This is a genomic window from Streptomyces sp. NPDC002870, from assembly GCF_042888505.1.
Taxonomy (GTDB): domain Bacteria; phylum Actinomycetota; class Actinomycetes; order Streptomycetales; family Streptomycetaceae; genus Streptomyces.
Genome location: NZ_JBIAPW010000001.1, coordinates 203218 through 219049 on the forward strand (window position 1 = coordinate 203218; position 15832 = coordinate 219049).

General features: G+C 70.5%; 11 protein-coding genes and 3 pseudogenes. All 14 read left to right on the forward strand.

Features of this window, described 5'->3' with window-relative positions; translation table 11 throughout:
* Positions 1 to 1020 carry a hypothetical protein gene (locus ACFYWY_RS01000; RefSeq protein WP_389177613.1) on the forward strand — a complete coding sequence of 340 codons (1020 nt, stop codon included), beginning with the start codon at positions 1 to 3 and terminating at the stop codon, positions 1018 to 1020.
* Positions 1020 to 1730 carry an ATP-binding protein gene (locus ACFYWY_RS01005; RefSeq protein WP_389177615.1) on the forward strand — a complete coding sequence of 237 codons (711 nt, stop codon included), beginning with the start codon at positions 1020 to 1022 and terminating at the stop codon, positions 1728 to 1730. Before ACFYWY_RS01000 ends, ACFYWY_RS01005 begins: the two co-directional genes overlap by 1 nt.
* A gap of 98 nt (positions 1731 to 1828) precedes the next feature.
* Positions 1829 to 2395, forward strand: a complete 567-nt coding sequence (locus ACFYWY_RS01010; protein ID WP_389177618.1) for a WhiB family transcriptional regulator — start codon at positions 1829 to 1831, stop codon at positions 2393 to 2395.
* Positions 2392 to 3432, forward strand: coding sequence for a DUF2637 domain-containing protein (locus tag ACFYWY_RS01015; RefSeq protein WP_389177621.1), 1041 nt, complete (start codon positions 2392 to 2394; stop codon positions 3430 to 3432). Before ACFYWY_RS01010 ends, ACFYWY_RS01015 begins: the two co-directional genes overlap by 4 nt.
* 100 nt (positions 3433 to 3532) lie before the next feature.
* Positions 3533 to 3757, forward strand: a complete 225-nt coding sequence (locus ACFYWY_RS01020) for a hypothetical protein (RefSeq protein ID WP_389177624.1) — start codon at positions 3533 to 3535, stop codon at positions 3755 to 3757.
* A 236-nt stretch (positions 3758 to 3993) separates the two neighbouring features.
* Positions 3994 to 4377 carry a plasmid mobilization protein gene (locus ACFYWY_RS01025; protein WP_389177627.1) on the forward strand — a complete coding sequence of 128 codons (384 nt, stop codon included), beginning with the start codon at positions 3994 to 3996 and terminating at the stop codon, positions 4375 to 4377.
* A gap of 2 nt (positions 4378 to 4379) precedes the next feature.
* Positions 4380 to 6125: a relaxase/mobilization nuclease domain-containing protein gene (locus tag ACFYWY_RS01030; protein ID WP_389177630.1), complete on the forward strand. Its 1746-nt coding sequence runs from the start codon at positions 4380 to 4382 to the stop codon at positions 6123 to 6125.
* Between the two features lie 52 nt (positions 6126 to 6177).
* Positions 6178 to 6600, forward strand: coding sequence for a hypothetical protein (locus ACFYWY_RS01035; RefSeq protein WP_389177633.1), 423 nt, complete (start codon positions 6178 to 6180; stop codon positions 6598 to 6600).
* A 394-nt stretch (positions 6601 to 6994) separates the two neighbouring features.
* The gene (locus ACFYWY_RS01040; protein ID WP_389177636.1) at positions 6995 to 12274 is read left to right on the forward strand and encodes a sacsin N-terminal ATP-binding-like domain-containing protein; all 5280 of its coding nucleotides are present in this window, start codon (positions 6995 to 6997) and stop codon (positions 12272 to 12274) included.
* Between the two features lie 34 nt (positions 12275 to 12308).
* Positions 12309 to 12796: pseudogene (locus tag ACFYWY_RS01045) on the forward strand (IS5 family transposase); the annotation flags it as partial.
* Positions 12797 to 13177: 381 nt separating this feature from the next.
* Positions 13178 to 13894: pseudogene (locus tag ACFYWY_RS01050) on the forward strand (aminoglycoside phosphotransferase family protein).
* 41 nt (positions 13895 to 13935) lie between these two features.
* Positions 13936 to 14133 (forward strand): annotated as a pseudogene (locus ACFYWY_RS01055) (transposase); the annotation flags it as partial.
* Positions 14134 to 14594: 461 nt separating this feature from the next.
* A complete protein-coding gene (locus ACFYWY_RS01060) occupies positions 14595 to 14825 on the forward strand; it encodes a hypothetical protein (RefSeq protein ID WP_389177639.1) in 231 nt (76 codons plus the stop codon).
* A complete protein-coding gene (locus ACFYWY_RS01065; protein WP_389177642.1) occupies positions 14822 to 15382 on the forward strand; it encodes an RIO1 family regulatory kinase/ATPase in 561 nt (186 codons plus the stop codon). Before ACFYWY_RS01060 ends, ACFYWY_RS01065 begins: the two co-directional genes overlap by 4 nt.
* Positions 15383 to 15832: the final 450 nt, after the last annotated feature.

A 15832-nucleotide genomic window follows, 5' to 3' on the forward strand; every position in this document is an offset into this window, starting at 1 on the left:
GTGGCGAGGATCCGCACCATCAAGCCCGAAGCCTTCACCAGCGAGTCGTTCGCCGAGGTGAGCGTCTATGCCGAGCGGACCTTCTTCGGCCTCCTCACCCAGGCCGACGACCATGGTCGCTTCCGCGACAACCCGGCCATCATCACCGGGCTGCTCTGGCCACTGCGGGCTGAGCACACCCCGGTGCACGTCGAGGACGACCTCCACCAGCTGGCCACCGCCAGGCTCGTCTGCCGGTACACCGGCTGCGACGGCCGCCGGTACCTGCACATCGTCACCTGGTTCGAGCACCAGAAGATCGACAAGCCCTCGCAGTCCCGCATCCCGGCCTGCCCGGCCCACCATGCCAAGGAGCGCTGCGGAGCATGCAAGGGCACCTGCACCGTGTTCGACGAGAGCTCGCCGGACGCTCCCCGCGGGCTTGCCGGGGCCTCGCCGAAGGCTCCCCGGACCTTCGATCGGCCGTCGAAGACACCCGCGACGCCTCCCACCGCCCGGTCCGCGAGCACAGGCGGCCAGCAGGCCACGCTCGACGGCACCACCGACGCTCCCAAGCGAGCCATGAAGAAAACCGCAGCTCAGAAGAGTGTCGGGGAGGGCTCCCGGAAGGCTCCCCGAGCCTTCCCCGAGGGCTCGACGCCTGGATCTAGGATCTTGGATCCTGGATCTTCTAATCCTTCGGGGCGCACAGCGCCCGCACCCAGCCCTTCGGCGCAGGACCTCGTCCGCGAGTACGTCGCCGCTCGTGACGAACGCCCGCCGGGCGACGTGATCGGGCACCTCGGGCGCATCACCAAGAAGCTCCTGGACGAGGGCATCTCCCCGGAGCACATCCGGGGCGGCCTGCAGCGCTTCGCCGCCAACCCCAAGCACCCCAGCGTGCTGCCCGGCATGGTCAACGAGGCCATGAGCGCCCGGTCGGCTGGTTTGGCGCGGCCGGGATCGCGGCCTAACGTGCCCGGGCACCGGGCCTGGGCCAACCCCGCCGACCCTGCCGCCGCTTACGCCGAGGAGCTGTGATGCGCGACTACGACGCCCAGCCCGTCGGCGGCATCGCCCGCCGCCTGGCGAACATCCTGACCGCCCGGGGCATCGACCCTGCCGCCACGCCCTCCGGCCTGCTCGAGCCCATCCCGGCTCTCCAGGCCGCACAGGCCCGCATCCCGGCCCGCTACCAGGCCGCCCTCGCGGACCACCCGGCAATCACCGCCTGGGTCCACGAGGTCGCCCAGGCCGGCCGACCCGGCCCCGGCGGAGCCCCGGGCATTGCCCAGGGGCGCTCGCTGCTGATCGTCGGCACCACCGGCACCGGCAAGACCCACCAGGCGTACGGCGCGGTTCGCTCCCTGATCACCGTCGGGGTCCGGCTGCGCTGGAAGGCGACCACCGCCGCCGACCTGTACGCCGACCTGCGGCCCCGACCCGGCCACGACGGCGAGCGGGAGCTGATGGACATGGCCCGCTGCCCCCTGCTGATCATCGACGACCTCGGCGCGGCCAAGAGCAGCGAGTGGACCGAGGAGATCACGATGCGGCTGATCAACCGCCGCTACAACGAGATGCTCCCGACCCTGATCACCACGAACCTCGGCATGGCCGACCTGCGCGAGTACATCGGGGACCGCGTCGCCTCCCGCCTCACGGAGATGACCGACAAGGTCATCCTCGACGGCCCCGACCGCAGACGAGCCATCGCAGCCGAGCGTCGCCGCCCCGCCGCTGCCGCCTGATCCCTCTCGCGACCGCCGTCACGGTCCGCCTCCTTCAAGCACCAACCCCCGGGCCGCGCATGCCCAAACGCGCCCCGGGGGGATACGGAGACACCCACATGCACAGCACCGAGCTCCACACGCCGCGCACTCTCGGCGACCACAACTGGCACGACCACGCCGCCTGCCGCTCGACCACCCATCACAAGGTCGACCCAGAACTCTTCTTCCCCGAGCCCGACGAGATGGACCGCATCCGCGCCGCCAAGGCTCTGTGCACACAGTGCCCCGTCCGCAGCACCTGCCTGGATGCCGCCCTCGAAAATGGCGACCGCGACGGCATCCGGGGAGGCATGACCGAAGAGGAGCGCGACCCCCTGCACCGCAAGTTCCAGCACCGCCTCAACTACGCCCGCGTCAACGCCGTCCTGGCCGGACGCGACATCCACCTCACCGAAGCCGAGCGCCAAGCCGTCGTCCGTGCCGCCTATCAGTCCGGCACCCCGGCCGAACGCCTCGCCTGGCTCCTCAAGGTGACTGAGGAACACGCCGAGAAGCTCTACCGCCGCACCCGGCGCGAGATCCGCAACCGAGCGGTGGACCAGACGAAGAATGCCAAGACCAAGGCACTCAAGGAGCCGAAGGCGCAAAACCCCCGCCGCGATGACCTCGGGAAGGCGGCATGAGCCACATCGCGCCGATACCCGCACGCATCAGGGGATGGGACCGCGCCGCCATCGTCGCCCTCGGCGGCGCAGGATGCGCTCTCTCCTACGACGCCCTCCAGCAGATGGCCACCGCCATCCATGTCCGCGGACTCCTGACCTTCCTCTTTCCCCTGGTGATCGACGGTTTCATCGCCTACGGGGTACGCGCCCTCCTGGTCCTGCGTGCCGCCCCGCTCGCCGCCCGCTGCTACGTCTGGATGCTGTTCGGCACCGCGACGGCCGCCAGCATCTGGGCCAACTCCCTGCACGCCGTACGCCTCAACCAACAGCAACCCGAAGGCGCGGGGCTGCGGCTCGGCGACGTAACCGTCGGCGTCCTCTCCACCCTCGCCCCGCTCGCCCTGGCCGGGGCAGTCCACCTATACATCCTCATCGCCCGGCGGGTCACCGAGCCCGCTGTCCCCGGACAGCTCGGACACCCGGACACCGCCAGTCACTGGACTGACCGGATCGCAGCCGACCGACGGGAGCCCCTCGGCCAGCCAGAGGACAATCGGCCCGGGGAGGTCACCTCCGGACACCGGCTTGCCGCCCTGGCCGGGACAATCGGCCAGGACAACCGCCCAGCGGTCACCGCCGCCGCGGAGGATCGTGCACCAGCCGATCCGGAGGGCGAGCCCGGACAGCCACAGACCATGCCGGAACCGGGACCCGAGCACGCTGGCCGTGACGCTGACCTGGGCGGACAACCGGTGACCAGACCCGTCCCGCTCACCCGTCTGCACCTGGAAAATCCGGTCACCACCGATCCGGAGACTGCCCAGGACAGCCTCCTGGAGACCTCGGACAGCGGTGACCGGGACACCAATCCGACAACCGGCGAACTCCTGGAGATCGCCCGCCGGGCGGTCACGGAATCCGGCAAGGTCACCCGCCAGGTTGTTGCGTACGCCATCCGGGGACAAGGTCTCCCGCTGGCCAACGACCGACTGACGGGCCTGATGGAACAGCTCCGCAAAGAGGCCAACCAGAAGTCGGTCACCCGGACCGGCTGACCGATCAGCCCGCACGACGAGTGGCCCGGCCGCCGGATACCGGCCGGGTCACCCACCCCGACGCACCTCCCCGCTCTCCCTCTGCACCGGAGACACCATCATGCGCACCACCCCGGCCACTTATGCCGAAGCCGACGCCTGGATCACCGTCCTGCGCGACCACGGGCACCTCCACCGCGCCGAGACCGGGCCCGACGGGACCTGGGCCGTCTGGCGCACCGCCACGAGCACTCCACGAACCCTCCACCACCCGGTCTTCGCCCTCGACTACGTCGCCGAGATCCTCCTCGACGTGCGCCGCAGCAAGGCGGAAACGCCACGATGACAACTTTCGAACCGACCGGCACCACCTCTGACGCGCAGCAAGGCCACTGCCCGGCACGAGGCCGAGCAAGCTGTACGTTCCGAAACTCCTCCGCTGCCACGGGCTGCGGAGGAGTTTCGGAAGGGCATGCCCCCGCCCCCGGAGGGGCAGGGGAGGCCCGGCACCAGGGGGCGCCGGGCTCAGGGGCTGCGACCGAGGGCGGATCGCAGCCAGGAGGAGAAGCAGATCCAAACGCCGTGACGCGTACGCGCCCCCGTCTGCGCCAGAGCGTCCACCGCGACCAAGTCCGCAGCGTCCGTCTGACCCGAGACGAACTCGACACCGTGAAGCGCGCCGCGGAAGCCGTCGGTCTGAAGACCGCCGGGTTCCTCGCCGACGCCGCGGTCGCGGTCGCCCAGGCGCAAGGCGGTCCGAAGACATGGCTGTTGGACCAGCGCGGCCGAGTGGAGGAGCTCATGGCGGCCAGTGCCCAGCTCGCCCGCGCTGGCAACAACCTCAACCAGGTCGCCCGCGTCCTTAACTCCGGCGGTCAGGCCGACTACACGGACGACGCGGTCGCCCGTGTCCTACGCGCTGCTGCCCGCATCGAAGCCGCCGCCATAGAGATGGCGCGGCGCTGACGGTGGTCCCCGACATCTCCACCGGCAGCCGTACGTACGGACTGCTCAACTACCTCTACGGGCCCGGCCGTCGGGACGAACACACCGACCCGCACCTTGTCGCGTCCTGGATGCCGGGGCTCGCCCCCGATCCCGGACGCGATCCGGCCGCCACGCTCAAGCAGCTCACCGACCGGCTCGACCTTCCCGTTCTCGCCCTGCCGAAGAACCGCCGTCCGGCCCGGCACATTTGGCACTGCCCCGTCCGCACGGCACCTGGAGACCGTCACCTCACCGATGCCGAATGGGCCGAGGTTGCCCGACGCATCGTCCACGCCACCGGCATCGCCGAGGAAGGTGACGCCAAGGCCTGCCGATGGATCGCCGTACGCCACGCCGACGACCACATCCACCTCGTCGCCACCCTCGTCCGCGAAGACGGCCGCCGCCCCCGACGCCACGAGGACGGCATCCGTGCCCAGGCCGAATGCCGAAGGATCGAAGCCGAGTTCGGCCTGCAGATCCTCAACGGCGGAGACCGCACCGCCGCCCAGCGACCCACCAGCGCCGAACGCTCGAAAGCCGAGCGATCCGGTCGCCCCGAGACACCCCGCGAGACGCTGCGGGAGAGCGTCCGCCACGCCCTGGCCGGAGCCGCTGGCGAGGAGGAGTTCTTCCGCCGCCTCGCCGAGGCCGGCATCCGGGTCGAAAAGCGCATCGCTCCTTCCGGCGACACCCTCGGATACAAGGTCGCCCTCCCCGGCGACCGCAACCGCGACGGCGAACCCGTCTGGTTCTCCGGCTCGAAACTCGCCCCGGACCTCTCCTTCCCCAGGATCCGCCAACGCCTCGACGCCGGACGGCCCGACGACGAGCCCGTCACCGAGCATGCCGATGAACGAGCACCTCGCCCGGCCCGCGCTCGACGCCAGGCAGCCCCGGTCGCCGAACGGGCGGTATCGATCCTGGACGGGAACGACGACGAGGACTCCGCCGCCCAACTGGCCGGCGTCGGCGAACTCCTCGACGCACTCGCCCAGACCGCCCCGGCATCAACGCGCAAGGAACTCGCCGAAGCCGCTCGCGCCTTCGAACGCGCCACCCGCTCCCACATCCGCGCCGAGCACGCCGACAACCGCGCCATCCGCTCCGCCGCCCGCGGCATCATCCGCGCCGGCAACGCCCTCGGCAAAGGCGAAGACGGCGGCGCCACCGCGATGCTCCTGTCCACGATGGTCCTCGTCACTATCGCCGCGGTGCGCTGGCACTCCGCCCGCGGCCATGCCCAGCAGGCAGCCGCCGCCCAACGAGCCGCACAGCACCTGCGCAGCGCCTACCGATCGGCCGCCCTTGCCCCTATGAACGCGATGCGCGAGCACGGCCGTCGCCTCCCCGAACCCGTACGAGTGCGGTACGCCGGCACTCTCGAAACCGCCCTGCCCGAGCAGGCCAACTCCGCGCGCCGAGAACCCGGCTGGGACGCCCTCGCCGCCACCCTGGACCAGGCCGAGCGCGCGGGACACGACCCCGATGCCCTGCTCCAGCAGGCCATCGAATGGCGCGAGCTGGACACCGCGGACAGCGTCACCGACGTCCTCGTCTGGCGACTTCGACGCATCGGCAAACTCCCCGGCACCATGGACCCGCCTCGTGCCCGTACGAACACGCGGGCAGCGCAATCACGCTCCCACCCGTCCCCGCCACAGGCGCCCGAGACGACCGCTGAGACCCGCCATGTCGCCCCCCGCTCCCGAGGACCGAGGCGCTGAGCAGCACAAAGAGCTGGACACCGACCGCCAGTGCCTGTTAGGGCTGGTTGATATGGAGAAGGAGACGATGCAGATCCTCAACGAAGGCCTCCACCCTCAGAGAACCGTTCAGCCGGAGACGGACTTCGGCGACGACCCCCTGTTGAGGCTCCAGCAGGAGATGCAACTCGGTGACGGCAACATCGGTCTCCGTGCCAGCACCCACCCCGAGGAAATCGTCATCACCGGAATCCCCGTCATGTGCCCGCGGTGCGGCGCCCGGCGCGACTGGATGGTCATCTGCGACCGCGACGAGATCAGCATCCGCTGCCGCTGTGCACACCAGTGGGTCGAGCGCGAACTGACCCGCGCGGACTACGAAGCGATGATCGGCGTCGGAGGGCAGGACTACCCGAGCCTGGAGGCTGCGGCCCAGGCCGCGGGCTACGACGGCACGCTCGCCGGCGTCTATCTGACCGAGCCCAGGCCCGAATAGGGCCTGCGACCAAGCGCCGTAGACGCCGCCCGGTGGCGCATGCACTCAGGCTCATGAGGTTCCCTGAGAACGACCAGCTCTCGCTTAACCCGCGTTTGATCACAACCGCAGACAGCCCCTAGCACCCGCCTCTGACAATTCAGGCTGCCGACGAGCTTCTTTCGGTCGTCCCGCCGTTCACCACATCTGAGGGTGCCCGGACGTCGCAGGGGACCGAGCGGGCCCCACCCCCTCTCGCATCGACATGTGAGCTTTCAAGGAATTGGCCGGAAAACGTGGCTGGTGCCCCCTTCCGGACACACTGATGAGCACGATTCCCGGCAGGCACGCACAGGCATGCCGGTTCAGCGAGGGGGGAACGGCCATCACACCGATGAGGGGCAGCGGATCAGGGGTGGGGTTCGGGGACGCGATCACCGCCCTAACACGCCGGCGGATCGAGATCTTCGACGGAGCGGGAGGAGACTGGCGCTTCGCCGAGAGCCTGAAGTCCGTCAGCGAGGACACGGCCCAGGAGTACGAGGGCCGCACGATCCTGGAGCTCATCCAGAACGGACACGATGCCCTGGCCGCGGGGGGCACCGGCAGGATCGCCGTGCTGGCCACGCGCCACCAGGACGGCGGCGGTGTCCTGTACGTCGCCAACGAAGGCACCGGATTCACCGTGGAGAACTTCAAGGCCATCACCGAACTGGCCCTCTCCAGCAAGGGAGCCGGTGAGGGCATCGGCAACAAGGGCCTCGGCTTCCGCAGTGTGCTGCAGCTGACCGACTGGCCGGAGATCTACTCCAAGGCGTCGCCCGCCTCCGACTCGTTCGACGGCTACTGCTTCCGTTTCGCCCGACCGGACGACATCCACGCCGTCGTCGACGACACGGCCCTCGCCGCCCGGGTGATCAAGGACGTCTCCCCGCTGGCACTGCCGGTGCCCGCCGAGGCCGCGGACCCCGTACTCAAGGAACTCGCCACGGACGGCTACGCGACCGTCGTACGACTGCCGCTGCGCAACGACCACGCCTGGAGCCTCGTCGTGGCGCAGGCCGAGAACGTGGTGGACGACGAGGCGCCTCTGCTGCTCTTCCTCGACCGCGTACGGGAACTGGTCGTGGAGATCCGTGACGGGGCCGAGTGCGGCACACGACATGTGCTGTCACGTGCCCAACGCCCCTGCGACCTGGTCGAGTCCCGGACCGCAGACTGGATGAGCGAAGTCGACCTCGGTGACGCCGGGCGGTATCTGCTGGCACGGCGGACCCTGGACGCCGAGGGGCTGCGCGTGGCGATCGAGCGCAGCGTAGACGTCCATGGGATCGACGCGAAATGGCTGGACTGGCAGGGCGAGGCGTGGGTCGGTGTCGCGCTCCGACTGGACCGGCCGCTGTCGCGGAACGGCCGGATGTACACCTTCATCCCGATGTCGGAGGCGTCCTCCGCGCCGTTCCCGGGCCACGCCCACGCGCCATTCTTCACCAAGCTCGCCCGGCTCGACATGAGCGAGGCGGTGGCCCTCAACGATCTGCTGCTCGACCAACTGGCGGTTCTCTGCGTGGAATCGGCCAGACGCCTGCGTACCGAGACCCCGCACGCCCGCGCCGGGGACCTCGTCCTCGACCTCATGTGCTGGGACACCCCGGCCCGCCTCGGCAAGGCGGTGGACGGGCGGCTCGCCGTCGAGCCGTTCCTCCCCCTGGAGGGCGGGGAGTCCTGGGGCACCCTGCGGGACACCTACGTCTGGCCGGACGGCCGACGCCCCTGGCGGGTCCTCACCGCCGGGGCTCTCGCCCGGGCCGGCGCCCATCTGCTGGCCGCCTCCGCGGGCCAGGTCCGGCACGCCCGTGCCGACCGGCTGGCCAAGGCGGTCGTCTCCCGGGCCCTGCGTCCTCCGCTGGTCAGGACCGCCGACTGGGCCGAGGCGGTGGCCGAGGAGATCCGGGCAGAAGGTGGCGAGTCGCCGAGCCCACGCTGGGTGGACTTCTACAACGACCTGGCCCAGGCCTTCACCGGCCAGCACACCGCGCTGCGGGGCCGGCGGATCGTCCTCGACCAGGACGGCGGCCTGCGGCCTGCGCTCGGCGGTGCGGTGGAGCAGGGAAAGAAGGGCCAGAAGGAAGGCACCGTCTTCTTCCACCCCGGGGACGAGCACGACGACGCCGGCACCCGCGTCCCCGGCGACCTCAAGGCGCTGCGCCGCCGTGTCGCCTTCACCCACCCCGACATCACCTGGGAGAGCCCCGGACGGGACTTCCTGCTGCGGGGCGGGCTGGTCCGCTCCTACCAGCTGGACCAGGTCCTCGACGCGCTGCACGACCTGCTCGGGGCACGGCCCTCGGAGGCCCTCAGCCGTGACGCCCTCACCTTCGCCCTGCGGCAGTTCCCGGCGCTCACGCCGGGGCAGCGCGACCGGCTGTCGCGGATCGCCTTCCGGGTGCCGCTCGCCGACGGCGGCTGGGCGAGGGCGGCACGCTGCTCGTACTCACCGGGCTGGGGCACCGAAGGCGCGCAACGGCTGGAGAGGTTCCTCAAAGCGGGCGGTTCCCGGATCCCCGAGCTGGCGGACCAGCGGCGGCACTGGATCAGCGGCCCCGACGACTGGCCCGCGCCGGTCCGAGACCGGGAGGCGTACCTCGAATTCCTCACGGCCGTCGGTGTGGTCGACGGACTGCGGCTGTCCGTTGTCGGGGACCGCCTGGGAGCCCAGCAGGGGAACGATCTGGCACCCCGTGGCCTGGCCCAGCGGTTCGGCCTCGGCGACGACCTGGGGCCTGTGTGGACGGCGGACGTACGGTCCCGGTGGACCAAGTTCGCCCACCCGTGGACGCCCTACGCGTTCCAGCGGCGACTGGCCCATCTCCCGGGAGCGACTGAGGTGGAGGGCCTCGGCCCCACCACACGGCGGGAGTTCGCCGAACTGCTCATCCTGGGGTTCCGCACCTGGGGCGACGAGGTCTTCGACGTCACCGTGTACCGGCCCGAGCACCCGCACAAGAGGGACGAGCATTCCTGGCCCACGCCGTTCGCGTCCTTCCTCCGCCGCACGCCCTGGCTTCCGGTGGAGGACGCCGAGTCGGACGGCCCGGCCTTCGTCACCCCCGGTGAGGCATGGTTCAGCACCGACGGGGAACTGCCCGGCTTCGTCCCCTCGTTGCCGCTGCAGACCCGGCGGCTGCTCGCCGACAAGGCCGCGGCCGCGAGGCTCCGCCGGTGCGGGCTGCGTAGCTGGGAGGACCCGCGGCACGCCGGAGCGGCCGTCCAGCACCTCGGTGAGATCCTCCACCGGGGCGACGTGCCGTCGTACCTCAGTGTCTCCTTCAAGAAGCACTACGGGCGGGCGTGGTCGCACCTCGCGCAGAACGCCCGCTGGCCGTGGCTCCCCGGTGAGGAGGTACGGCTCGTGGTCAGTCGCGGCAACGCCCTCGGCACCTTCGTACCGGCGGCCGAGGACGTGCCCGTGCATGTCTGTGACGATCAGGCGCCGCTGAAGGAGGCACTCGTCGAACTGGCGGGCCATCCCGTCCTGGTCGCCGGACCGGAGAGCGGGGACGCAATCGTGGAGATGGCCGACGCGCACGGCATCCGCACCCTGCGCACGTCGGCGACCGATGTGCAGGTCCGCGACCGCGACGGCGAACCGATCACCCCGACCGGACACGCCGACACGCTCATCGACGGCAGGGAATGGCTCGTCACAGTGGTGGCTTTGGCCGTGGAACTGAAGTCCGGGGCGTTCCTGCGCCGCAGCGAGCGCGGTGTGCGGGCCCTGCTGGAGCGGCTGCGCACCGTGCGTGTCGTCCGGGCCGACGCGGTGGAGGTCGTCATCTCGGGCGTGCTCACCGAACCACCGCCGACCACGCGCGCTCTGCCGCTGCCGGACGCCGACCATCCCACGGTCGTCGTCTGGCGCAGCGAGGAGGGCTGGGACGAACTGCAGGCGTGCACGTCCGCGCTCGCCCAACTGCTGGGCAGGCCGGGGCTGCAGGACGTGCTGGAGCTGGTCCTGGTCAAGCTGGAACGGCAGCTCGACACCCATGATCCGGAAAGGATCGACGACCGCACCCTTGCGATGGCACTGGACACGACCGAGGCCAAGGTCGCCGAGATCAGACGCAATCTCACGGGAGACGTGCACGACACGGTACGACTGCTGCGCCCGGCCCTGTGCTGTCTCCTCGGCTCCGCATGGGACGAGGAGAGTGCGCGGGCGCTCGACCGCGCGGCAGGCGAGGACGAACTCGTCCAGATTGTCGGCCGGTACACCGTCTCGCTGCCCGCGTCGGCCGCCGAACTCGTCGCCCTCGCCCGCTCCTGCACCACACCGGCCGAACTCCGCGACGAACTGGGGCTGGACTTCCAGCGGTTCAACGAGGCGCTCACCACGCTCGGCCCCGGCTACGCCCCCTACTCCCACCCCGATCTCCACGAGCAGGCCTTCGGCGACTTCGTACGCGGCCACGCCGGCACCCTGGTGGACCGGCTGCGGGAACGGTACGTGGCGGCGGCCCGCGACGGCGCGGACCTCTCCGCGTACGCCGGGGCCCGTCGACTCCACGACCTGCTGCCGGACCCCGACTGGCTGCCCCGGTTCGTCACCCCGCCCGAGGACGAGATGCGGGCCAGGACACAGGCCTGGCTGCGCTCGCACGGCGCCGACGACGATCTCGGCCGAACCACCGATCTCCCGCCCGTCGACCGGCTCCGCGAACTCAACACCGCCGCACTGGACCCCCTGGTTCCGGCGCTGGCCCGGCTGGTGTCCGCCTGGTGCCGCCGGCACGGAGCACTCGTACCGACCGGCTGGCAGGGCGCGCCCCTGCTGGAGGCGCGGACCCTCCTCGACGGCTCCGGCCTGAGCGACCTCATCGAGCTGAGCGAGGGACAACTGCTCGACGTGGTGCGGCGCGGTGTGGGCTGGCCGACCGGCATGCCGCTCACCGCCGACGCGGGGCTCCTCGGCCTCACCCCCGCCGACCTGGCGCTCCGGACCGGACCGGCGCAGGGCACCGCCGGATCACGCGGGGCGGGCCCGGCCACGATCATGATCGGCGAGAAGGAGGTCGCCGTGGGACGCGACCACTTCTCCGCCATCGCGGACATAGCCTCCAGGACCGTCGACGAGGCCTTCCTCGCCCAGTCCGGCAAGGTACGCCTGGACACGGTCGCGCCGGTGCCCCAGCCCGGGCGGGGCGGGAGTTCCGGCACGTCGCGGGTGGTCGTGGCCCGACTGCACCAGGTGAGTGAGGACCAGCGGTCAGCCATCGGTCTGGTCGGGGAGGTCGCGGCACGGGCCTGGCTCCAGCGCCATTACCTCGAGGTGCGCTGGCGGTCGGGGTACGCCGCGGTCATCAACGGCGACCGGGAGGCATCGGACAGCCTGGGGTACGACTTCGAGGTCGCCTGGCATGACACCACACGGCTGTACGAGGTGAAGGCGCTGAGCGAACCCGTCGGCGAGCGCGTGGAGTTCGAGCTCGGGCCGTCCGAGGTGGATGCCGCGCGCACCCACGCGCGTGGCGGTCGATACCGGATCCTGCTGATCACCGCCGCCCTGGACCCGGAGCACCGTCAGGTGTTCGAGCTGCCCAACCCGTTCTCGGCGGCCGGTCGCGAGCGCTTCCGGATCGTGGGCAAGGGGCTGCGCTATCAGTGCTCGCCGCTGCGGAACAGCCGACGGCCGTGAGCTGAAGCGCACGATGTCCCGCGTGCCGGGGAGCGGCCGGTCCCGGGTCGGGCTGACCTCCAAGAATCACCTGGCCGCCGACCGGCGCTGTCGGCCGATGGCGATCGTCCTGACCGCCGGGCAGGCCGCCGACAGCCCTCAGTTCATCCCGATGCTGAACAACGTGCGGGTCCGTCTGCCGGTCGGCCGTCCCGGCACCCGGCCCACCGCCGTGGCGGGCGACAAGGCCTACTCCTCCCGCGCCAACCGCGCCCACCTGCGCAAACGCCGCATCAAGGCGCTCATCCCGGAGAAGAAGGACCAGGCCGCCAACCGCAGCAGAAGGGCAGTCGGGGCGGTCGGCCTGTCACCCATGACGCCGATCTCTACCACGACCGCAACACGGTTGAACGCGCCATCAACAAGATGAAGGACTGGCGAGGCATCGCCACCCGCTATGACAAGTCGCCCGAGAGCTACCTCGCCGGACTCCATCTCCGCGCAACGACCATCTGGATCCGCAGCCTCCTGAAAGCCCATTGATCACAACCGCAGACAGGCCTAGTCGCGCTCGTGGGCGCGCCGGCGGTTTGCTACGGGGAGTCGTGCAGCATTGTGACCCGCTGCGACGCTCGGTATGGGCTGACCTGCGGAGTTGAGGATCAAGACCAGGGAGCGACGCGAGGGCGGGCCATCTTCGCTCTGCCTGTTGCACAGGAGGGTGAGACGGCATGACGACTAGGGAACGAACCGCCGCCTTCGACTCCACCGCGGCAGAGAGCATCCTGCGCAGAGCTTGCGGGTTGGTCGGGCTGGACCCCAACGGAGTCGAAATGCTGCGACTCGGTGACCATGCGGTGTTCCGCATCGACGGCGGGCGGGTGGTCTCTCGCGTCGGCCCGCCACGCGGACCGTCTGCCGTCCGTGCGTCGAGACGTCGCTGTCGCGCAATGGCTCGTGGCTGAGGGCTACCCGGCAGCACGACTCGTCACGGAGGCCGAGCAGCCTGTCGTCGTCGAGGGCCACCCCGTGACCTTCTGGGAGGGGCTGGCCGACGGCGAGAAGTACGCCAGTACACGTGAGATGGGCGAACTCCTCCGGCGGCTTCACGGACTGGAGCCGCCGCACTTTTCCCTGCCCGCCCTCCGTCCCTTCGACAAGGTCGAGCAGCGCCTGCGGCGTGCTGTGATCCGTGCCGAGCCCCACGCGTATCTAGCCGGTCTAGCTGCGGAGTTGGCGGCTTAGTACGAGCAGCTGGAGTTCGTCCTTCCGCCGGGGCATCTACACGGTGATTTCAACGTCGGCAATGTCCTGCACGACCCCGAGGGGCACCCGGAGGTCATCGACCTGGACGGCTTCGCGACTGGCCCCCGCGAGTGGGATCTCATGCAGACGGCCATGTACTACGACAGCTTCGGCTGGCACACGGAAGCCGAGTACGTCGACTTCGCGGAGGGCTACGGCTTCGACGTCCGGCGATGGTCTGGGTACACCGTGCTCCGGAGTGTCCGCGAACTGCTGATGGTCACCTGGCTCGCGCAGAACGCCGGCACGACCCCGCGCGCCGCCAAAGAAGTGGAGAAGCGTGTCGAGACGCTGCGGTCAGGTGGATCCCGGCGGGATTGGGCACCCTTCTGGTAGGACTCCGTTAGGTCTTCAGGTCTGTGCTCGTGAGGAGCACGTTGGAGACCGTGGAGCAGCGGGTTGTGGGTCTGCGGAGTGACTTGGCGGAGGTATCCGCCTGGGCTCCGCGGAGGGACCAGCGGGCCAAGGGCGACTGCTGTCTGCGCGGGTTGATGCTGGATGGGCGGCGCAAATCGGTCCAGGCGATGGCCGCTCGGCTGCCGGATGGCAACGAGCAGAACCTGCAGCAGGAAGTCGAGGTCGAAGCGCGACAGGTCCTGGGTGGTGCGCACGTCGAGGATGGTCCGGCCGTGCAGTCGCCCGGTGGGGAAGGAGTAGCCGTCCCGGACGTCGTAGTGCAGCACGTCGATGCCGCGGTTGCCGCCCTGTGGGAAGTACGGGTCTCCCGTCCCGCTCGCACCGGGCGTCGGGCCCCGCTCGGTCACCGCGGGTCCGGCCGGCAACGACCCGGCCAGCGTCAGCCCAAGCACGGGCGGGACGAGCCCGGTACGGAGGATCAGCCGGAAACCTACGGCACCGCTGGGCCCCTCGAGGCGGGCCGACTTTACTCGGTTGCCGCTCCCCGTGTCCGCCCTCACCATGGGCGAGACACCGGGAGCTGCCCGGTGCTCCACGAGAGGAGGCACGACCGTGACTACGACTGTCCTCGGCCTGCCCGCAGACCGCCTCCCTCTCGCCTCATGGAGCACCTCCAGCGATGTCTCGCGACGATCTCTCGCAGCACCCTCAGCACCCGGCATTTCCTGACGACTTCATCACCGACCCCTACCGCTACGTCCCGCCGCCGGACGACCTGGGCGACGTCGACGACCGGTTCGTCTTCGACTTCCGTTCCTACGACGACCTCGAGGACGGCCAGCGTTGGTCGACCTGGCTCGGCGTCGAACCCCTCTGCCGAGCCCCGAGCCGCTCCCGGACTGGGTGGTGACCTCGCAGGGCGCGATCGACACCGAGCTCGGCGTCCTGAAGACCGGCAAGGAGGCCGACGTCCACCTCGTCGAGCGCGCCGACCCGCTCGACCCCGCCGCCGGCGTGGTCATGGCGGCCAAGCGGTACCGCTCTCCCGAGCACCGGACCTTCCACCGCGCCGCGTCCTACACCGAGGGCCGCTCGATGAAGCGCTCACGTGACGAGCGGGCCCTCAAGCGGAAGAGCACCTTCGGCCGGCAGGTCGCGGCCGGCGAGTGGGCGGTGTCCGAGTGGGGTGCGCTGCTGCGGCTCTGGGACCTCGGGCTGCCGGTTCCCTACCCGGTCCAGATCGACGGCACCGAGATCCTGATGGAATGGATCACCGTCGTCGACGAGGACGGCACCGTCGAGACCGCGCCCCGGCTCGCCCAGACCCGGCCCTCACCCGAGCTGCTGGCGGCGTACTTCGAGCAGCTCACCGATGCGCTCGCGACGATGGTGCAGAACGGCGTCGTGCACGGCGACACCTCGCGAGAGGTCTGGTCCAGTTCGACCAGATGGGCGGTCAGGCGCTGAGACTCAATTGCGATTACCGCGTCTGCCACCGAAGACGGCACGTGTGGCACCTCGGACAGGGGCGGGGCGCCGCCGCCGTGGCGGACGACCGGCCGCGCCATCTCACTGGCATCCATGCGCCCCCGGAGGGAGTCAAGAAAATTCCACAGGCGCTGGTCGACCGTCCGCTGCTCGTTCGTCATGTGGAGCCCCCGGGCTGCCCCAAGATTGGGGCAGCCCTAGTGGCGTTGGGCGCGTCGCCGCAGATCGCGGTCCGGTTGGGTCAGCGCGTACAGGCTGGTGTCGGGCAGCCGCTCGAAGCCGACAACTTCAAGGCTCGGTGCCGCCTGGTGGAGGGTTTGGGAGCTTCTGCCGCTGGCTTCCGCGCTGTGGAACGCGGTCGACTGGAGAACCCGGACTACGGGCCTGCCTGCACCGGAGCTCGAAGATCTGCAGCGTGTCGCACGGAAC